The organism is Spirillospora sp. NPDC127506 (assembly GCF_040302145.1).
In the GTDB taxonomy this organism is placed as follows: Bacteria; Actinomycetota; Actinomycetes; order Streptosporangiales; family Streptosporangiaceae; genus Spirillospora.
The window spans coordinates 1-19510 of record NZ_JBEORG010000053.1 but is presented as its reverse complement, the minus strand read 5'-3'; the positions used below and the strand labels follow the sequence as shown (position 1 = coordinate 19510).

The window sequence follows — 19510 nt, the reverse complement described above, 5'->3', positions numbered from 1 at the left end:
GAACGGCGGCCGGTGGTTCTGGCCTCATGGATCGCGGTCCGGTCCCCGTCGATCAAGGAGAGGGCATGCCGTACCAGACGCTCAAGGGCGGCCGCGTCCCGATCCGGATGTGGGCCGACCCCGCCACCGTCGACGACGTCGCGCTCGACCAGCTCCGCAACGTCTCCTCCCTGCCGTGGGTGGAGGGCCTCGCGGTCATGCCCGACGTCCACTACGGCAAGGGCGCCACCGTGGGCTCCGTCATCGCGATGCGGAACGCGGTGTCGCCGGCGGCCGTCGGCGTCGACATCGGCTGCGGGATGACCGCGGTCAAGTCGTCCCTCACGGTCGAGGACCTGCCGGACGACCTGGCCGGCATCAGGCACCGGCTGGAGAAGGCGATCCCCGTGGGGCGCGGCTCCCACAAGAGCCCCGTCGACCCGTCCGCGCTGCCGAACCTGAATGAGCGCGGCTGGTACGAGTTCTGGAAGCGGTTCGACGACCTGCACCCGGCGGTGCGGGCCCGCCTCGGCCGCGCCCGCCGGCAGATGGGCACGCTCGGCGGCGGCAACCACTTCCTGGAGCTGTGCGCCGACGATGACGGCGCGATCTGGCTCGTGCTGCACTCCGGTTCGCGCAACATCGGCAACGAGCTCGCCGAGCACCACATCGAGGCCGCCCGCAAGCTCCCCCACAACCAGGATCTTCCGGACGGCGACCTCGCGGTGTTCATCTCCGGCACCCCCAAGATGGACGCCTACCGCCACGACCTGTTCTGGGCGCAGGAGTACGCGCGCCGCAACCGTGCCGTCATGATGGCGCTCGCGCAGAACGTGGTGACGAGGCGGTTCGGCGAGAAGCGCTGCCGCTGGGGCCAGGTGATCTCCTGCCACCACAACTACGTGGCGGAGGAGGAGTACGGCGGCGAGGAGCTGCTCGTCACCCGCAAGGGCGCGATCCGCGCGGGCCGCGGCGACCTCGGGATCATCCCCGGCTCGATGGCGACCGGCACCTACATCGTCCGCGGCCTCGGCAACGAGACCGCGTACAACTCCGCGTCCCACGGCGCGGGCCGCCGGATGAGCCGCGGCGAGGCCCGCAAGAGCTTCACCGTGGACGACCTGGTCGAGCAGACGCGCGGCGTCGAGTGCCGCAAGGACGGCGGCGTCGTCGACGAGATCCCCGGCGCCTACAAGGACCTGGAGACGGTGATCGCCGCCCAGTCCGACCTGGTCGAGGTCGTGGCGCACCTCCGCCAGCTCATCTGCGTGAAGGGCTGACGGGGACCGTCCGGCGGCGGGGCCGCGCCGCCGGACGGCCGCGCTCGGCCGGGGACGCGGTCAGTCGACGACGTGGTCAGTCGACGACGCGGTCAGCCGAGGACGCGGTCGATGAAGGCGGTCACGTCGGCGAGGACCTCGTCGCGGTTGGTCTCGTTGAAGACCTCGTGGCGGGCGCCGGGGTAGATGCGCTCGGTGAGGTCCTCGCCGCGGATCGCCTCGATGCCGGTGCGGGTGTCCTCCGGGCGGACGAGCTCGTCGGCCTCCCCGTGGACGTAGAAGGCGGGGAGCGCGCCCAGGGACCCGTGGTCGTCGACGCGGCGCAGGGCCGCGTCGAGGGCCTCGATGGTCTTCTTCTTGAACGGCCCGTGCCAGACGAGCGGGTCTTCGCCGTAGGCCTTGCCGACGGCCGGGTCGCGGGAGAGCGTGGACGTGTCGATCGGCGCGTCGGGCATCTCGTCCAGGGCGAGGAGCTCGTCGACGGCGTGCCAGCGGCCGAGCACCGGGCCGGACAGGACGAGGGCCGCGAGGCCGCTCCCGTGCAGCTGGGCGTAGCGGGCGGCGATCAGGCCGCCCATCGAGTGGCCGATCATGACGACGGGCAGGCCCGGGTGGTCGCCGCGCGCCGACTCCACGACCGTGTGGACGTCGGCGACGACGTCCTCGAAGTCCTCGATCAGGACCCGGTCGCCGGCGGAGCGGCCGTGGCCCATGTGGTCGGGCCCGCACACGACGGCGCCGTGCCGGACGAGGACGTCCGCGACGTGGTCGTACCGCCCGAGGTGCTCGCCGTAGCCGTGCACGAGCACGGCGATGTAGCGAGGATCACCGTCCGCCCAGATCCGGGCAGTGACCGCGCCCCGCGTCCCCGCGAACTCCCACTCGCGAACCGTTGCCACCGCGTCCTCCCTGTCGCACCCTGGAACGTCACCGTCCAACGAGATGCGACGAATCGTCAACCACCGCAATAGGCTGGTGTGACCGACCGCAATCCCCGGCGGGCCGCGAGGGCGGGCCGCCGGTCAGCAGGAAGGGGCGCCCGTGCTGGTCGACAGCTTCGGCCGTATCGCGACGGACCTGCGGGTCTCGCTCACCGACCGGTGCAATCTGCGGTGCTCGTACTGCATGCCCCCGGAGGGCCTGGACTGGCTGCCCAAGCCGGAACTGCTCACCGACGACGAGGTGGTCCGCCTGGTGGGCCTCGCCGTCCGGGACCTGGGGATCACCGAGGTCCGCTACACCGGCGGCGAGCCGCTGCTGCGGCGCGGGCTCCCCGGCATCGTGCGGCGGACGGCGGAGCTGTCGCCGCGCCCGCAGATCTCGCTCACCACGAACGGCATCGGCCTCGACCGGCTGGCCGCGCCGCTGGCCGAGGCGGGCCTCGACCGGGTGAACGTCTCCCTCGACACCCTCGACCGCGACACGTTCAAGCGGCTCGCGCACCGCGACCGGCTGGACGACGTGCTGGCCGGGCTCGCCGCGGCGCGGGACGCCGGGCTGGAGCCGGTGAAGGTCAACGCGGTGCTGATGCGCGGGATCAACGACCACGAGGCCGTCCCCCTGCTGCGGTACTGCCTGGAGCGCGGCTACCGGCTGCGGTTCATCGAGCAGATGCCGCTGGACGCCCAGCACGGCTGGACCCGCGAGAACATGATCACCGCGGACGAGATCCTGGAGCGGCTGTCCGCCGAGTTCGACCTCGCCCCCGACGCCGCGCACGACCGGGGCAGCGCGCCCGCCGAGTCGTTCCTGGTCGGCGGCGGCCCCGAGACCGTCGGGGTGATCGGGTCGGTGACCCGGCCGTTCTGCGGCGCCTGCGACCGGGTGCGGCTCACCGCCGACGGGCAGATCCGCAACTGCCTGTTCGCCACCGAGGAGACCAACCTGCGCGACGCGCTGCGCGGCGGCGCCACCGACACCGAGCTGGCCGACCGGTGGCGCAAGGCGGTGTGGGCCAAGCGCGCCGGGCACGGCATCGACGACCCGTCGTTCCTGCAGCCCGCCCGGCCCATGTCGGCGATCGGCGGCTGAGTGGAGTTCGACGCCGTCCTGCTGGCCGGCGGGCGGGCCCGCAGGTTCGGCGCCGACAAGCCCGCCGCGCCGGTGGGCGGCCGCGCGCTGATCGAGTGGACGGCCGCCGCCGCGGCGCGGGCGTCCCGGCTGATCGTGGTGGGGCCGCGGCGGGACGTCCTGCCGGGCGCCGTCGTCGTCCGCGAGGACCCGCCCGGCGCCGGGCCGGTGCCCGCGCTGCGCGCCGGGCTCGCCGAGGTCCGGGCGCCCCGGCTGGCGCTGCTGGCCGCCGACATGCCGTTCCTGCGCCCCGCGCACCTCGCCCGGCTGCTGGACGCGATGGGGGAGCGCCCCGGCGCCGTGCTGCTGGACGGGGAGGGCCGCGAGCAGTGGCTCGCCGGCTGCTGGCGGGCCGCCGCCCTGCGGGAGGCGCTGGACGGCTACCGCGGCGCGTCCCTGCGCGGCCTGCTCGGCCCCCTGGACCCGGTGGCCGTCGCGGTCCCGGCGGGCGCCCGCCCGGCCTGGTACGACTGCGACACCCCCGAGGAGCTCGCCGCCGCCGAGCGCCTGCTTTGATCGGGGGAGAGCGGGCAGAGTTGCCTGGACCACGTGCGAAAGGGGTACCCATGCCGGTGCTGGAGGACTGGATCAAGGCGGCCTGCGTCGAACTGGGCCTGGAACGCGGCGACATCGACCAGAGCCTCATCCTCGATCTCGCCCGCGACGTCGCGCACGGGGTCGCGCGGCCCGGGGCGCCGCTGACGGCGTACCTGCTCGGCCTCGCCGTCGGCCGCGGCGCGCCCGCGCGGGACGCCGCCGCCCGGCTCACCGAGATGGCCGAGGGCTGGCGGGACCGGACGCCCGAGGTGCCGGGGCCGGCCGGCGAGCCCGTCCTCGGCGAGGCCTAGCCCCCGGCCGGGGGCGCGTCGCGGTCGGCGAAGGGCACGACGTCCTTCAGGAAGTCGCGGCGGGACAGGAACTCCGACAGGCTCTCGCGGTGCTCGTCGCAGGCCAGCCAGATCTTCCGCCGGTCCGGCGTGTGGATCTTCGGGTTGTTCCAGCGCAGTGCCCACACGGCGGCGGCGCGGCAGCCCTTGGCGGAGCACAGCGGTTCGTCGGGGCCGGTCCCCGGAGCGGAGTCGGTCATCCGGCAACTGTGGCACAGCCGTCCCGGCGGGAGCGTTCCCGCCCCGTGTTTCATCCCGGCGATCACCGGAGAGGAGCCCGCCGTGCAGCCGGAGCCCGCGGACACCGCCGAGCGCCGCCGGGACGCGGCCCGCCGCTGGCGGGCGCTGTCGGTCTGCCTCGTCGCGGCCTTCATGACGCTGCTGGACGTCAGCATCGTCAACGTGGCGCTCCCGTCGATCAGGGCGGACCTGCGCGCCTCGGACGCGCAGCTGCAGTGGATCCTGTCGGGGTACGCGCTGACGTTCGGGCTCGTCCTGGTCCCGGCGGGGCGGCTCGGCGACGCCCGCAGCCGCCGCGCGGTGTTCATGTCCGGCCTCGCGCTGTTCACGGCGGCGAGCGCCGCCGCCGGGATCGCGCCGACGGTCCTGCTGCTCGTCCTGGCCCGGCTCGTCCAGGGCGTCGCGGGCGGCATCCTCAACCCGCAGGTCGCGGGCCTCATCCAGCAGCTGTTCCAGGGCGCCGAGCGGGGCCGGGCGTTCGGCGCGCTCGGCGCCGTCATCGGGATCGCCACCGCCGTGGGGCCGCTGCTCGGCGGCGGGCTGATCGCGCTCGGCGGGTCCGCGGACGGCTGGCGGTGGGTGTTCTACGTCAACGTCCCCGTCGGGATCGCGGCGCTGTTCCTGGCCTGGCGGATGCTGCCCGCCCCCGTCTACGGCGAACGGCAGGGCCTCGACCCGTTCGGCGTGCTGCTGCTCGGCGCCGGCGTCGTGTGCGTGCTGCTGCCGTTCGTGCAGGAGCAGCAGTGGCGCACCGGCCTCAAGTGGCTGCTGCTCCTCGCGGGCGCCGCGCTGCTCGCCGTGTTCGTCGCCTGGGAGCGCCGCGCGGGGGCGCCGATGGTCGACCTGGAGCTGTTCCGGCTCCGCTCCTACTCGCTCGGGTCGGCGATCGCGCTGCTGTACTTCGCCGGGTTCACCGCGATCTTCTTCATCTTCACCCTCTACCTGCAGAACGGCCTGGACTACAGCGCGCTAGGCGCCGGCCTCGCGATCACGCCGTTCGCGGTCGGGTCCGGGTGCGCCTCGGCGGTCGGCGGCCGGATCGTGTCGCGCTACGGGCGCCCGCTCGTCGCCGCCGGGCTGGTGCTGGTGCTGATCGGGCTCGGCGCCGCGTGGGTGGCGGTGGAGCTGCGGCCGGGCAGCGGCGTGGCCTGGGCGACGGCGGCGCCGCTGCTGGTCGCGGGGCTCGGCAGCGGCCTGGTCATCGCGCCCAACCAGACGCTGACGCTGTCGGAGGTCCGCTACACCGAGGGCGGCAGCGCGGCGGGCGTCCTGCAGACCGGGCAGCGGGTCGGCACCGCGATGGGCGTCGCCGCCGTCGGCGCGGTGTTCTTCTCCGCCGTGGCCGGCACCCGCGGGGACTGGGCGGCCGCGTTCCGGCACGGGCTGATCGTCATCGCGGGGTTCGTGCTGGCGGCGCTGGCGGCGGCCGTCGCCGACCTTTTCGCGGGCCGCCGCCGGCGCCGCCGCTGAGCCCGCCCCCCGGCGCCGCGCGTCAGCGCCGCCGGGCGGCGCGCACGGCCAGGGCGAGCGCGGCGGCCCCGCCCGCGGCGGCGGCGCCCAGGATCAGGTTCTGCCGCCGGATCCGGGCCGGGATCTCCGCGTACGGCAGCGTCGAGAACGACACCAGCTCGTAGCGGGAGACGTAGCGCCCGGCGAGGCGCCGCTCCAGCGCGTGCGTCGCGGCCTGCTTCGCCCGGTACACCGGGGACGACACCCGGTCGCGCATCTCGATGAAGTTGTCGAGCGCCATCTCGGCGATCGCGTCGGTGTTGGCCTTGCGCCGCTCCTGGTAGAGCGACAGGGCGCGCCGCCAGTCGCCGCCCGCCTCGGTGAGGCAGGCGTCGATCTCGATGCAGTCCTCGAACGCGCAATTGGCGCCCTGCCCGAAGAACGGCACGATCGCGTGCGCGGCGTCGCCGAGCAGCGCCACGGTCGCGCCGGCGCCGTACCGGGTCCACGGCCAGGCCCGGACCGTCACCAGCGACCCGACCGGGTTGTTCGCGTAGTCGTCGGTGAGGCCGGGCATCAGGTCCACTACGTCCGGATAGTGCTCCTCGAAGTAGGCGGTGACCTTCCCGGGCGTGTCGAGCGCGTCGAAGTCGCCCTTCGGCCAGAACAGCGTGCAGGTGAACGACCGGTCGAGGTTCGGCAGCGCGATCATCATGGAGGTGCCGCGCGGCCAGATGTGCAGCGCGTCCGGGTCGAGCGCGAACTCCCCGTCCCGGGGCGGGACGGTCAGCTCCTTGTACCCGTGCTCCAGGAAGTCGGCGTCGTGGTCGAAGCCGAGGGACCGGCGGACCGCGCTGTAGGCGCCGTCCCCGGCCAGGACGACGCCGGCGGGCTCGGGGTCCGCGTCCTCGAACAGCAGCGCCCCGGCGTCGGCGTCCACCCCCGTGACGCGCCGGGAGAACCGGAGCGTGACGCCGGGCGTGGCCTCGGCGGTGTCCAGCAGCGACTGGTTCAGCTGGGCGCGGCCGATGGAGTTGATGGCGAGCTCGCCGTCCGCGCTGTAGGGCTGGAAGTTCTGCGCGCCCGGCAGCGGGTGCACCATCCGCCCGTGCATGGGCAGCGCCTGCTTGAGGGACTCCTCGCGCAGCCCGACCTGCTCCAGCGCGGCGAGCCCGCGGGCGGAGATCGCCAGGTTGATCGAGCGGCCGCGCTCGGCGCCCGCGACGCGCGGGTCGGGGCGCCGCTCGTACACCGTGACCGGGATGCCGCGGCGGCCCAGCAGCACCGCGAGCAGGCAGCCCGCGAGGCCGGCCCCGACGATCGCGACCCGCTCGCCGCCGGCCGCCCCGCCGGCCGCCCCGTCAGCCGCCATGGACGGGCGCCTCCTCGGTCTGGGAGCGGACCTCCCACAGGTCCGGGAACGCGGGGGCGAACAGCGTCCGGCGCAGGTAGTCGGCGCCCGCCGACCCGCCGGTGCCGAGCTTCGCCCCGATCGTCCGCTCGACCATCTTCAGGTGCCGGTAGCGCCACTCCTGGACGCCCTCGTCCATGTCGACGAGCGCCTCGCAGACCTCGGCGGCCGGGCCGGACTCGTCGGCGTAGACGGCGAGCAGCGCCTTCTGCACGCCGGGGTCGGGCTCCCACGGCTCGGACGTGTCCCGCTCCAGGGCCTCGCGCGGGACGGGGAACCCGTGGCCGTCCAGGTAGCGCAGCAGCGAGTCGAACATCGACGGGCGGGACACCGCGGCGCGGAGCCGCTCGTCGTCCCGCAGCACCGACGCGGGGAAGGCGCGCCGCCCGAGCACGGCCTCGATCTCGCGGAACTGCTCGCTCTGGAACCCGCTGGAGCTGCCGAGGACGTTGCGGAAGGCGGCGAACTGCCGGGGCGTCATCGTCTCCAGCACGTCCAGCTGCCCGACCACGGTCTTGAGGATCTTGGTGATCCGGCGCGCGGTGGCGAGGGAGCCGGCGCTGTTGCCGTCCTCCAGCCGGCGCTGCAGCAGCGCCGCCTCGTGCAGGATCTGCTTGAACCACAGCTCGTAGACCTGGTGGATGATCACGAACAGCAGCTCGTCGTGGGCGCGGGTCTTCGGCTCCTGGCAGGACAGAAGATCATCGAGCCGCAGATAGCCGCCGTACGTCATTGTCGGCGAATCCGTCATCAATGCCTCCTTGCGACATAACGGATGTGAGCCGCAGCATAAGGGATCGTGATTACCAGGGATTTCGTGGGGCTGCCGTCGCCGCCGGCCGGCCGGGCGGGCGCGGGCGGCCACCCGTGCCAGGGCGTCTACCACCGGCCCGCCGGCAGGCGGCCGAGGACGGCGTTCATCGCGACCCACTACAACGTCGACTTCTCCGAGCACTACCTCGCCGAGCACCTGGCCGCGCGCGGGTACGGCTTCCTCGGCTGGAACACCCGGTTCCGCGGCGACGAGGCGCACTTCCTGCTCGACCACGCCCTCGCCGACATCGGCACCGGCGTGCGGTGGCTGCGCGAGGAGGCCGGCGCCGAGCGGGTCGTGCTGCTCGGCAACTCTGGCGGCGGCTCCCTCATGGCCGCCTACCAGTCCCAGGCCGTCGAGCCGAACGTCACGCCGGTCGCCGGGATGCGCCCGGTCCCGGCCATCGAGGACCTGCCGGCCGGGGACCTGTTCATCGCCCTCGCCGCGCACTCGGGCCGCCCCGAGGTCCTCACGGCCTGGATGGACCCGTCCGTGACGGACGAGACCGACGCCCTGTCCGCCGACCCGTCCCTGGACCCGTTCGACCCCGGGAACGGCCCGCCCTTCGACCCGGAGTTCCAGGCCCGCTACCGCGCCGCCCAGCGCGCCCGCAACGAGCGCATCACCGACTGGGTCCTGGCCCGGCTGGACGCGCTGGAGGGCACCCGCGCCCGCGACGCCCTGTTCACCGTGCACCGCACCTGGGCCGACCTGCGCATGATCGACCCGTCGATCGAGCCGTCCGACCGCGAACCCGGCCGCTGCTACCTGGGCGACCCCGCCAAGGCCAACTACGGCGTGTTCGGCATCGGCTCCCTGTGCACGCTGCGCACCTGGCTGTCGATGTGGAGCCTGCGCACCTCGCAGTGCGCCGCCGCGCCGCACCTCGCGCGGATCACCGTCCCGTCCCTGGTGGTGCACGCGACCGCCGACGAGTGCGTCTACGACAGCGACGCCCGCGCGATCTTCGGCGCCCTCGCCGCCCGGGACAAGACCCTCGAATTCATCAAGGACAGCCACTACCTGCCCGGATCGCGCCCGCAGGCCGCCGACCTGATCGACGCGTGGGTGCGCGAGCGCTGACCCGCCGCACCCGCGGCCCACCGCGGGCGCGGCTCACCGGGGGCGCGGCTCACCACAGGCTCAGCGACCGCCGGAAGATCCCCGCGACGGCGTCCTCGTCCACCGGGCGCGGCGCGATCGCCAGCAGCCGCTGCTGCTTCATGGCCCCCTCGACGAGCCCGGGGATGTCGCCCTCCGCGTACCCGACGCCGCCGATGCCGCCGGGCATCCCGATGTCGCGCATCAGCCGCAGCACCGCCCGCGGCAGGTGCTCGGCCGCGTCGCCGGGCCGCTCCATCCCCGGATCGAGCAGCTCGGCGGCGCGCACGTGCCGCTCGGGACGCGCCTCGAACGTGAAGCGGAACGCCTCGGGCGCGGTCAGCGCCACCGACATGCCGTGCGGGACCATCGGCTCGCCGACCGGATAGCCGTCCGGCCGGAAGTCCTTCACCCGCCCCGCGATCGGGTAGGCGTTCGCGTGCGGGATGTGCACGCCGGCGTTGCCGAACCCCAGCCCGGCGAACGTCGCCGCGAGCGCCATGTCCGTGCGGGCCTCCCGGTCGTCCCCGTCCCGGACGGCCCTCCGGAACGACCGGGCCAGCAGGCCCAGCGACTTCTCCGCCCACATGTCCGAGACGGGGTTCGCGCCGCAGTACGGCACCCGCTGCTCCGGCCGCTTGCGCGCGAACTCGTCGTACGGGCGCGCCGTGTAGCTCTCCAGCGCGTGGCACAGGATGTCCATGCCCGCCGACGCGGTCACCCCGGCCGGCTGCGACATCGTCAGCTCCGGATCCACCACGGCGAGCACCGGCCGCATCCGCGGATGGCTGATCCCCGTCTTGACCCGCAGGTCGAGCACGTCGAGCACGCACACGGTCGTGCTCTCGGCCCCGGTGCCGGTCGTGGTCGGCACGGCGACCAGCGGCAGCAGCGGCCGCTCGGGCGCGCGCCCGGCCCCGATCGGCGGGTTCAGGTACTCCGCGAGGTCGCCGTCGTTGGTCGTCATCAGGTTCACGGCCTTGGCGGTGTCGATGCTGGACCCGCCGCCGACCGCGACGTACGCGTCGTACGGCCCGGTCTCCCGCGCGTGCTCCACGGCCCGCCGCAGGCTGTCGTCCGTCGGCTCCACGTGCACGCCGTCGAACACGGCGGCCGCGATCCCGTACTCCTTCATCGCGTCGGCGATCCGCTGCGGCCCGCCCGTCGCGGCGACCCCGGCGTCGGTCACGACCAGCACCCGCCGCGCCCCGTACTGCGCCAGGTCGAACCCGATCTCGTCCGCCGCCCCGGCCCCGAACTTCAGCTGCGGCGCCCCGTACGTGAAGACCGTCTCATCACCCATGCCCTCACGGTGCCACAGCCGCGCGGCGGCGGTCAGGGGAGGTCGCCGGCGCAGACGCGGACGGCGCGCAGGGCCGCGGTGATCTCCGTCGCCTGCGCGGCGGGGAGGCCGGCGATGCCGAAGCCGGACTCGTTCAGCGCGGCGGTGGCCTCCTCGGCGAGGTCGCGGCCGGCGTCGGTGATGGTGGCGAGGACGACGCGGCGGTCGTCGGGGGAGGGGCCGCGGCCGACGAGGCCGCGCCGCTCCAGGCGCCCGATCACGTTGGTCACCGAGGCGGGGTGCACCATGAGGCGGGTGCCCATCTTGCCCATGGGCAGGGTGCCGGTGCGGGTGAAGGCGAGCAGGCGCAGGGCCTCGAAGGCGGCGAACGTCAGCCCGTAGGGCTTGAGGACGGCCTCGACGCGGCCGAGCAGGAGCTGCTGGGCGCGCATCACGGAGGTGACGGCCGCCATGTGGTCGGCGTGCTCGGGCCAGCGGGCGCTCCACTGGCGGTGGGCCTCGGCGATGGGGTCGGGGGTGTCGGGCACCGCAACACCGTATGCCGTCTTGACTGGTTCGCGCACGGAAACTATTTTAACTTCCAAATATTGGAAGTCCAAGGTTTGGTGGTGGGACGGTGACGGGGGAGCTGCACGCGCCGAGGCACCCGGTCCGGTTCGTGACCGCGGCCGCGCTGTTCGACGGCCACGACGCGGCCATCAACATCATGCGGCGCATCCTGCAGTCCCAGGGCGCCGAGGTGGTGCACCTGGGGCACGACCGCTCGGTCCGCGAGGTCGTCGACGCCGTGCTGGAGGAGGACGCGCAGGGCGTGGCGATCAGCTCCTACCAGGGCGGCCACGTCGAGTACTTCGAGTACCTGTCGCGCAGCCTGAAGGAGGCCGGCGCCGAGCACGTGAAGGTGTTCGGCGGGGGCGGCGGCGTGATCGTGCACGAGGAGATCGCGCGGCTGTCCGGGTCGGGCGTGCGGATCTTCTCCCCGGAGGACGGGCAGCGGCTCGGCCTGCCCGGGATGATCAACGAGCTGGTGCGCGAGTGCGACGTCGACCTGGCCGCCGAGCCGCTCCCGGCGGACGACGTCCTGGCGGGGGACCGCCGCGCCCTGGCGCGGGCGATCACCTGCCTGCAGGCGGGGCGGCTGCCGGACGGCGACCGGGCGCGGATCGCCGAGGCCGCGGCCGCGCGCCGCGTCCCCGTGCTCGGCATCACCGGCACCGGCGGCTCCGGCAAGTCGTCCCTCACCGACGAGCTGGTGCGGCGGCTGCGCGTGGACCAGGGCGACCGGCTGCGCGTCGCGGTCCTGGCCGTGGACCCGACCCGCAGGCGCGGCGGCGGCGCGCTGCTCGGCGACCGGATCAGGATGAACTCCCTGGACGGCGACCGCGTCTACTTCCGCTCCCTGGCGACGCGGGGCGCCCGCGAGCTGCCGGACAACGTCGAGGACATCATCGCCGCCTGCAAGGCCGCCGGGTTCGACCTCGTCATCCTGGAGACGCCCGGCATCGGGCAGGGCGACGCCGCGATCGTCCCGCTGGTGGACGTGTCGCTGTACGTGATGACGCCCGAGTTCGGCGCCGCGTCCCAGCTCGAGAAGATCGACATGCTCGACTTCGCCGACGTGGTCGCGATCAACAAGTTCGAGCGGCGCGGCGCGGCCGACGCGCTGCGGGACGTGTCGCGGCAGCTCGTCCGCAACCGGGAGGCGTTCGGGCGGCGGCCCGAGGACATGCCGGTGTTCGGCACCAGCGCCGCCACCTTCAACGACGACGGCGTGACGGCCCTCTACCAGCACCTCGGCGGGCTCCTCGCCGGGCACGGGCTGGAGCTGCGGGACGGCGCCCTCCCGCGGGTCGCGACGAAGACCTCCACCGGCGCCGCGGCGATCATCCCGCCCGGCCGGGTGCGGTACCTGTCCGACATCGCCGAGACCGTGCGCGCCTACCACGCCGGCACGGTGCGGCAGATGGAGGCGGTGCGGCGCGTCCAGCGGCTGGAGGAGGTGCGCGCCGAGCTGGAGGACGCCTCCGAGGTCGAGGCGCTGCTGGAGAAGGCGCGCCGCGACGTCGAGCCGGGCAGCGCCGAGCTGATCGAGGGCTGGCCGGCCGTCGTGGAGTCCTACTCCGGGGACGAGCAGGTCGTGAAGGTCCGCGGCAGGGAGCTGCGCACCAGGCTGGCCCGCGAGTCGCTGTCGGGCAGCCGCATCCCGCGCGTCGCGCTGCCGCGCTACACCGACCACGGGGAGCTGCTGCGGTTCCTGCGGAACGAGAACCTGCCCGGCAGGTTCCCGTTCACCGCCGGGGTGTTCCCCTTCAAGCGCGACAACGAGGACCCCGCCCGCATGTTCGCGGGCGAGGGCGACCCGTTCCGCACCAACCGCCGCTTCAAGCTGCTGTCGGAGGGGCAGCCCGCGACGCGGCTGTCGACCGCGTTCGACTCGGTCACCCTGTACGGGCGGGACCCGGACGAGCGCCCCGACGTGTACGGCAAGGTCGGCACGTCCGGCGTGTCCATCGCCACGCTGGACGACATGAAGGCGCTGTACGACGGGTTCGACCTGTCCTCGCCCACCACGTCGGTGTCGATGACCATCAACGGGCCCGCGCCGACGATCCTGGCGTTCTTCCTGAACACCGCCATCGACCAGGGGCTGGACGCCTTCCGCGAGGAGCACGGGCGCGAGCCCTCCGAGGAGGAGGCCGCCGAGATCCGGGCGCGCGTCCTGTCGACCGTGCGCGGGACCGTGCAGGCCGACATCCTCAAGGAGGACCAGGGGCAGAACACCTGCATCTTCTCCACCGAGTTCTCGCTGCGGATGATGGGCGACATCCAGGAGTGGTTCATCGCCAACGGCGTCCGCAACTTCTACTCGGTGTCGATCTCCGGCTACCACATCGCCGAGGCCGGCGCCAACCCCATCAGCCAGCTCGCGTTCACCCTCGCCAACGGGTTCACCTACGTCGAGTCGTACCTGGCGCGCGGCATGGACGTCGACGACTTCGCGCCCAACCTGTCGTTCTTCTTCTCCAACGGCATGGACCCCGAGTACAACGTCCTCGGGCGCGTGGCCCGCCGCATCTGGGCGATCGCCATGCGGGACCGGTACGGCGCCAACGAGCGCAGCCAGAAGCTCAAGTACCACGTGCAGACCTCCGGCCGCTCCCTGCACGCGCAGGAGATGCACTTCAACGACATCCGGACGACGCTGCAGGCGCTGATCGCCATCTACGACAACTGCAACAGCCTGCACACCAACGCCTACGACGAGGCGGTGACGACGCCGACGGCCGAGTCGGTGCGCCGGGCGCTGGCCATCCAGATGATCATCAACCGGGAGTGGGGTCTCGCGATGAACGAGAACCCGCTGCAGGGGTCGTTCATCATCGACGAGCTGACCGACCTGGTCGAGGAGGCGGTGCTCGCCGAGTTCGACCGGATCAGCGAGCGCGGCGGCGTGCTCGGCGCGATGGAGACCGGCTACCAGCGGGGCCGCATCCAGGACGAGTCGATGCTGTACGAGCAGCGCAAGCACGACGGCTCCCTGCCGATCATCGGGGTGAACACGTTCCGGCCGCCGGACGCCGACGACGGGACGCCGAAGACGATCGAGCTGGCCCGCGCCACCGAGGAGGAGAAGCGCTCCCAGCTCGAGCGCGTCCGCGCGTTCCAGGCCGCGCACCGCGGGGAGGCCGAGGCGGCCCTCGCCGCGCTCAAGGAGGCCGCGCGGGCCGGGGAGAACGTGTTCGCGGTGCTGATGGACGCGGCGCGGGTGTGCAGCCTCCAGCAGATCACCGACGCGTTCTTCGAGGTCGGCGGGCAGTACCGGCGCAACGTGTAGGCGACGGGGGGTGTCGATGCCTCGCGATGACACCGGGTACGCGGTTCCGGTGCCGGAGAGGGTGCGCCGGGTCGTGTCGATCGTGCCGTCGCTGACGGAGACGGTCGCGGTGACCGCGCCGGAACTGCTCGTGGGGGCCACCGACTGGTGCACCCGCCCCGAGGGCCTGGACGTGGCGCGCGTCAGGGGCACGAAGAACCCCGACCTGGAGCGCATCGCCGGGCTGCGCCCGGACGTCGTCCTGGGCAACACCGAGGAGAACCGCCCCGCCGACGTGGCGGCCATGCGCGCGGCCGGCATCCCCGTCTGGATGACGGAGATCCGCACGGTCGACGAGGCCCTGGCGTCGCTGCGCCGCATGCTGGCCGAGGCGTGCCGGGTCCCGGCGCCCGGCTGGCTGGACGAGGCGTCCCGCGTCTGGGCGGACGTCTCGCCGGGCGCGCCGCGCAGGGCCGTGATCCCGATCTGGCGGCGGCCGTGGATGGTCGTCGGCCGCGACACGTTCGCCGGCGACGTCCTGCGGCGCCTGGGCGTCTCCAACGTCTACGCCGGCCATCCCGACCGCTATCCGAAGGTCCCGCTGGACGAGCTGAACGCGGCCGGCGCGGACCTGGTCGTCCTGCCCGACGAGCCGTACGCGTTCACCGGGGACGACGGCCCCGAGTCCTTCCCCGGCCTCGACGTCGCGCTCGTCAGCGGGCGGTTCCTGACCTGGTACGGCCCGTCGATGGCGGACGCCCCGGCGGCCCTGTCGCGGCAGCTCGCCGGGGCGCGGGCCTACTGATCGGGCCGGCGGGAGAACATGGCCTCCACGCATTCGGCCATGCGCTTGTCGAGCTCCTCCGCCGGGAGGCCGATCTCGCGGGCGAGATGCTCGCGCAGCAGCGTGTACCCGTAGATCGTCGACGCGATCGCCGCCTGCACGGCCTCGACGTCCCCGACCGGCAGCTCGCCCCGCGCGGCCTCCGCGGCGAGCCCGGCGCGGCCGGCGCCGCGGTTGAGCAGGACGCGCGGCCTGTCGTCGCCGTCCAGCACCAGCAGGGTGGCCAGCCGGACGGGCTCGGGGTTGCGCAGGCTCGTCCAGAACAGCCGGGACAGCCGTTCGCGCAGCGGCAGCCCGGCGGCGTCCACCGCGTCCTCGGCGTTCGGCCGGGACCGGTGGAACAGCGCCGAGCGCAGCAGCGACCGCCGCGACCCGAAGTACTGGTAGACCAGCCCGCGGTTGACCCGCGCCTCGTCGGCGACCTGGCGCAGGTTCAGCCCGGCGAGGACGCCGCCGCGGCGCAGCAGCGCGACCGCCGCCGCCCGCAGCGACTCCTCCGTCGCCTCCCGGTCCCGCCCGCGGGGCGCCTCGTCACGCGCGGGGACCACCGGCCACGTAGATCACCTGGCCGGACACGAAGGACGCGTCGTCGCTGACCAGGAACGCGACCGTGCCGGCGATGTCCTCGGGGACGCCGACGCGGCGGACCGGGATCTCCTTGGCGGCGGCGGCCTTGAAGTCCTCGAAGTCGACGCCGACGCGGGCGGCGGTCGCCGCGGTCATCTCCGTCGCGATGAACCCGGGGGCGATCGCGTTGACGGTCACGCCGAACTTGCCGAGCTCGATCGCCAGCGTCTTGGTGAAGCCCTGCAGGCCCGCCTTGGCGGCCGAGTAGTTGGCCTGGCCGCGGTTGCCGAGCGCCGACACCGACGACAGGTTCACGATGCGGCCCCAGCCGGCCTTCGTCATGTGCTCCTGCGCGGCGCGGCTCATCAGGAACGAGCCGCGCAGGTGCACCGCCATGACGGTGTCCCAGTCGTCGTCGGACATCTTGAACAGCAGGTTGTCGCGCAGGACGCCGGCGTTGTTCACCAGCACCGCGGGCGGGCCCAGCTCGGCGGCGACGCGCGCGACCGCGGCGGTCACCGCCGCGGAGTCGGCGACGTCCACGGCGACGGCGAGGGCCGTCCCGCCGTCCTTCTCGATCGTCTCCACGGTGCCGGCGCAGGCGGCCGCGTCGAGGTCGCAGACCGCGACGGCGAAGCCCTCCCTCGCCAGCCGGACGGCCGTGGCGGCGCCGATGCCGCGCGCCGAGCCGGTGACGATGGCGACCCGGTTGTCGGTCATCTCGCTTCCCCTTCCGTCAGACCTGGAGGTCCTTGGCGATGATGGTCTTCAGCACCTCGCTGGTGCCGCCGTAGATGCGGGTGACGCGGGCGTCGGCGTACAGGCGGGCGATCGGGTACTCCAGGATGTAGCCGTAGCCGCCGTGCAGCTGCAGGCACTTGTCGACGACGCGGGCCTGCACCTCGGTGCAGAACAGCTTGCAGACGGCGGCGTCGGCGGGGGTGAGCTCCCCGGCGTCCAGCGCCTCGATGCAGCGGTCGACGAGGGAGCGGGCCGCCTCGACCTCGGTGGCGCACTCGGCGAGGACGAACTTGGTGTTCTGGAACGACGAGACGGTCTTGCCGAAGACGGTGCGCTCCTGCACGTACTTGCGGGCGAACTCGACGGCCGCCGCGGCGGAGGCGTAGGAGCTGGTCGCGATGCCGAGCCGCTCCTCGGCCAGGTTGTGGGTGAGGTACTCGAACCCGCGGCCCTCCTCGCCGAGGAGGTCCTCCACCGGCACGCGGACGTCGGTGAACGACAGCTCGGCGGTGTCGGAGCTGCGCAGCCCGATCTTCTCCAGCTTGCGGCCGACCGAGTACCCCTCGGACCTGGTGTCGACGGCGAGGATCGACAGCCCGGCGCGGCGGTTCTCCGGGGTGGCGGGGGACGTGCGGGCCACCACCAGCACCCGGTCGGCGAGGACGCCGCCGGTGATGAAGGTCTTGGCGCCGTTCAGGACGTAGTGGTCGCCGTCCCGCTTCGCGGTGGTCTGCATGCCGGCGAGGTCGGAGCCGGTGCCCGGCTCGGTCATCGCGATGGCGGTCATCATCTCGCCGGACACGAACGGCGGCAGCCAGCGCTTCTTCTGCTCCTCCGAGCCGTACTTCAGCAGGTAGGGCAGGACGAGGTTGACGTGCACCCCGTAGCCGCCGAAGCTGACGCCCGCGCGGGCGCACTCCTCGGAGACCACCGCCTGGTACTTGAAGCTGGTCTCGCCGGCGCCGCCGTACTCCTCGGGCACCTGGATGCCGAAGACGCCCAGCTCGCCGAGCTTGTAGTAGAACTCGCGCGGCGGGTGGCCGGCCTTCTCCCAGTCCGCGTAGACCGGGGCGACCTCGGCCTCGATGAACGCCCGGATCGTGTCCCGGAACGCCTCGTGGTCCTCGTTGAAGATGGTGCGGCGCACGCCGTGGCCCCTCTCGTTCGGCTAGCAGGGTGCGATCAGCAGGGTGCTGCTAACAGAACGCTAACTTAACTCGAATGAAGTTCTAGAATCAAATACGAGCCGGGCGCGCGGTCATGGGCTGACCCGCTGGGACAGCGCCTTGAGGAAGAGGGCCTGCACCTGCCCGGGCGTCTCGGCCACGTAGGCGTCGCCGTGCGTGGCCTGCGCGATCTGCCGCAGCTCGTTGACGTCGACGTCCTCGCCGTTGCCGAACATGTTGATCAGCACCGGGCGCGCCGGGTCGTACTCGCGGCGGATGTGCTCCAGCGTCTCGGCGAGCGACGGGCCGCCCGGGTCCTCGTTGCGGCCGTCCGTCCACAGCAGGATCGAGTTCACGTACTCCGGCTTGTAGGTCCGCTTCATGTAGTCGAACGCGGCCATGACCGTCTCGTACAGGCCCGTGTCGCCGTGCTTCTTCACCTTGATCTGCGCGAACGCGCTCAGCATGCGCTGGCGCCGCGTCGCCGAGCCCAGCCGCTGGCCGAGCGGCCCGACGCTGACCAGCTCGCGCCAGTCGCGGTCGCCCACCAGCTCGGTGGAGAACACCCACTGCCCGAGCTCGCTGTCGTCCGGGAGCAGGGAGAGCCCGTCCTGGGCGGTCCGGATCGTGGCCTGCAGCCGCGTCACGCCCGGCGCGACCTTCTGGTCCATCGAGCCGGACACGTCGATGATGCTGAGCATCCGGATGCTGAGCGCGAGCTGCGCCCACGACTGCATGGTGCGGCGCACCGCCGCGGCGGGCGGCTCCGGCAGCGCCCTCGGCGCGCTCGGGTTCAGCCCGTTCTTCGCCGAGAAGGCCGTCGGCGCCCTCCCGGCGGGCGTCCGGAACCCGAGCCGCTGGACGTCGTCGAGGGTGTCGGCGGCCGACAGCGCCTTCCACAGCAGCCGCGCGGCCGCCGCCTTGGCGCGGTCCTTCGACAGGACGGCGACGGGATGGTCGAGGAAGACCGTCCCCTCCGCCGGGTACACGGCGACCACCGGCTCGGCCGGGCGCCGGGAGTTGTAGCCGAACACCGCCTGCTCGGGCACCAGCGCCACCGGGTAGCGGTCCGCCTTGCCCTTGCCGACGTCGGAGTCGAACGCGTCGAACTCGGCCTTCACCGAGACCGCCACGCCCTCCCTGATCGTCCGCACGACGCCGGCGAACTTGGCCTCCGCGCCGGGCGTCCGCCCGAGCAGCGAGCTGGCCAGCATCAGCGTGCCCATGCCGGTGGCGCTGCGGTCGGGGTCGGCGACCTGCAGCCGCAGCAGCCGCGGCGGGATCACGCTGTCCCCGGCGTCCTCGTCGGGCTCGGCGTTGGAGGCCGTCCCCGCCGCGGCGAGCAGCTCGGTCCACGACGGCTGCTCCGGCGCCCCGAGGTTCCGCAGCTGGACGGCGAGCCCGCGCGGCATCGCCAGCACGATCGGGGTGGCGGCGATCCCGCCGAGGACCTGGTACGCGCCCGCGGCCCCGGCCTGGCCGGAGCCCTCGACGAGCTTGATCCAGAGGGAGGAGTCGGGGATCCACACGTCGGGCCGCTCGGTCACCCCGGCCACGCCCTTGCCGGACAGCAGCGTCGCCACGGCGTCCGGGTCGGTGGTGCGCACCTGCGCGCGGGCGCAGTGCCCCTCCACCTCGTGCCGGGCGTCGTTGAACCGGCCCGCCGCGCGGATCACCGCGGGCGCGACGTCCGGCGCCACCGCGACCCCGACGGTGACGGCGTCGTCGCCGGAGCAGCCGTCGCCGGCCGCGGTGAACGCGTACACGCCGAGGCCGGTGAGCAGCACCAGGCCGACCGCGCCCGCCAGCGGGCCGAGCAGGACGCCGAGATCGGGGAGCTCGGC

At 73.6% G+C, this 19510-nt stretch carries 18 protein-coding genes; 8 read left to right on the top strand and 10 right to left on the bottom strand.

Translation table 11 applies throughout. The annotated features are described in order from the left end of the window. Positions 1–65 precede the first annotated feature (65 nt). Complete coding sequence (locus tag ABTW95_RS31920) at positions 66–1259, top strand: RtcB family protein (RefSeq protein ID WP_396448716.1); 1194 nt, start codon at positions 66–68, stop codon at positions 1257–1259. A 92-nt stretch (positions 1260–1351) separates the two neighbouring features. On the opposite strand, the gene ABTW95_RS31915 is transcribed toward ABTW95_RS31920, so the two are convergent. Then, entirely contained in the window at positions 1352–2158 is an 807-nt protein-coding gene (locus ABTW95_RS31915; protein ID WP_500228258.1) for an alpha/beta hydrolase, read from the bottom strand. Positions 2159–2300: 142 nt separating this feature from the next. Between ABTW95_RS31915 and moaA the strand changes: the two genes are divergently transcribed. From moaA to ABTW95_RS31900, 3 genes are read left to right on the top strand one after another with little or no spacing between them, the layout of a single operon-like run. Continuing rightward, on the top strand, positions 2301–3290 hold the full coding sequence (gene moaA, locus ABTW95_RS31910) for a GTP 3',8-cyclase MoaA (protein WP_500228257.1): 990 nt from the start codon (positions 2301–2303) through the stop codon (positions 3288–3290). Further along, positions 3291–3845, top strand: a complete 555-nt coding sequence (gene mobA / locus ABTW95_RS31905) for a molybdenum cofactor guanylyltransferase (RefSeq protein WP_396454217.1) — start codon at positions 3291–3293, stop codon at positions 3843–3845. 50 nt (positions 3846–3895) lie between these two features. Continuing rightward, the gene (locus ABTW95_RS31900) at positions 3896–4177 is read left to right on the top strand and encodes a DUF6457 domain-containing protein (RefSeq protein WP_396448720.1); all 282 of its coding nucleotides are present in this window, start codon (positions 3896–3898) and stop codon (positions 4175–4177) included. On the opposite strand, the gene ABTW95_RS31895 is transcribed toward ABTW95_RS31900, so the two are convergent. After that, positions 4174–4416, bottom strand: a complete 243-nt coding sequence (locus ABTW95_RS31895) for a hypothetical protein (RefSeq protein WP_500228256.1) — start codon at positions 4414–4416, stop codon at positions 4174–4176. The two genes, ABTW95_RS31900 and ABTW95_RS31895, sit on opposite strands and share 4 nt — an antisense overlap. A gap of 82 nt (positions 4417–4498) precedes the next feature. Here ABTW95_RS31895 and ABTW95_RS31890 point away from each other — a divergent pair, with 82 nt between their 5' ends. Then, complete coding sequence (locus tag ABTW95_RS31890) at positions 4499–5926, top strand: MFS transporter (RefSeq protein WP_396454218.1); 1428 nt, start codon at positions 4499–4501, stop codon at positions 5924–5926. A 22-nt stretch (positions 5927–5948) separates the two neighbouring features. On the opposite strand, the gene ABTW95_RS31885 is transcribed toward ABTW95_RS31890, so the two are convergent. Beyond that, complete coding sequence (locus ABTW95_RS31885) at positions 5949–7277, bottom strand: FAD-dependent oxidoreductase (protein WP_500228255.1); 1329 nt, start codon at positions 7275–7277, stop codon at positions 5949–5951. Then, the gene (locus ABTW95_RS31880) at positions 7267–8067 is read right to left on the bottom strand and encodes a tryptophan 2,3-dioxygenase (RefSeq protein WP_396452228.1); all 801 of its coding nucleotides are present in this window, start codon (positions 8065–8067) and stop codon (positions 7267–7269) included. The genes ABTW95_RS31885 and ABTW95_RS31880 overlap by 11 nt, the downstream gene beginning before the upstream one ends. 48 nt (positions 8068–8115) lie before the next feature. On the opposite strand from ABTW95_RS31880, the gene ABTW95_RS31875 reads away from it, so the two are divergent. After that, a complete protein-coding gene (locus ABTW95_RS31875) occupies positions 8116–9213 on the top strand; it encodes an alpha/beta hydrolase (protein WP_396452226.1) in 1098 nt (365 codons plus the stop codon). 49 nt (positions 9214–9262) lie between these two features. Here the strand turns inward: ABTW95_RS31875 and ABTW95_RS31870 are convergent, their stop codons facing one another. Together ABTW95_RS31870 and ABTW95_RS31865 are read right to left on the bottom strand one after the other, a co-directional pair. Then, positions 9263–10534: a hydroxyacid-oxoacid transhydrogenase gene (locus tag ABTW95_RS31870; protein ID WP_500228254.1), complete on the bottom strand. Its 1272-nt coding sequence runs from the start codon at positions 10532–10534 to the stop codon at positions 9263–9265. 32 nt (positions 10535–10566) lie between these two features. Then, positions 10567–11097, bottom strand: a complete 531-nt coding sequence (locus ABTW95_RS31865; RefSeq protein WP_396452222.1) for a MarR family transcriptional regulator — start codon at positions 11095–11097, stop codon at positions 10567–10569. A gap of 53 nt (positions 11098–11150) precedes the next feature. On the opposite strand from ABTW95_RS31865, the gene icmF reads away from it, so the two are divergent. Continuing rightward, complete coding sequence (icmF, locus tag ABTW95_RS31860; protein ID WP_396454220.1) at positions 11151–14369, top strand: fused isobutyryl-CoA mutase/GTPase IcmF; 3219 nt, start codon at positions 11151–11153, stop codon at positions 14367–14369. Between the two features lie 16 nt (positions 14370–14385). Beyond that, on the top strand, positions 14386–15153 hold the full coding sequence (locus tag ABTW95_RS31855) for a helical backbone metal receptor (RefSeq protein ID WP_500228253.1): 768 nt from the start codon (positions 14386–14388) through the stop codon (positions 15151–15153). On the opposite strand, the gene ABTW95_RS31850 is transcribed toward ABTW95_RS31855, so the two are convergent. From ABTW95_RS31850 to ABTW95_RS31835, 4 genes are all read right to left on the bottom strand, one after another. Further along, positions 15147–15740, bottom strand: a complete 594-nt coding sequence (locus tag ABTW95_RS31850) for a TetR/AcrR family transcriptional regulator (protein WP_396452216.1) — start codon at positions 15738–15740, stop codon at positions 15147–15149. The two genes, ABTW95_RS31855 and ABTW95_RS31850, sit on opposite strands and share 7 nt — an antisense overlap. Continuing rightward, positions 15724–16479: a 3-oxoacyl-ACP reductase FabG gene (fabG, locus tag ABTW95_RS31845; RefSeq protein WP_396452215.1), complete on the bottom strand. Its 756-nt coding sequence runs from the start codon at positions 16477–16479 to the stop codon at positions 15724–15726. Before fabG ends, ABTW95_RS31850 begins: the two co-directional genes overlap by 17 nt. A gap of 16 nt (positions 16480–16495) precedes the next feature. Beyond that, on the bottom strand, positions 16496–17647 hold the full coding sequence (locus ABTW95_RS31840) for an acyl-CoA dehydrogenase family protein (RefSeq protein WP_396452214.1): 1152 nt from the start codon (positions 17645–17647) through the stop codon (positions 16496–16498). 111 nt (positions 17648–17758) lie between these two features. Beyond that, positions 17759–19510 (bottom strand): substrate-binding domain-containing protein (locus ABTW95_RS31835; protein ID WP_500228252.1); only part of this gene is annotated, 1752 nt, incomplete at its 5' end.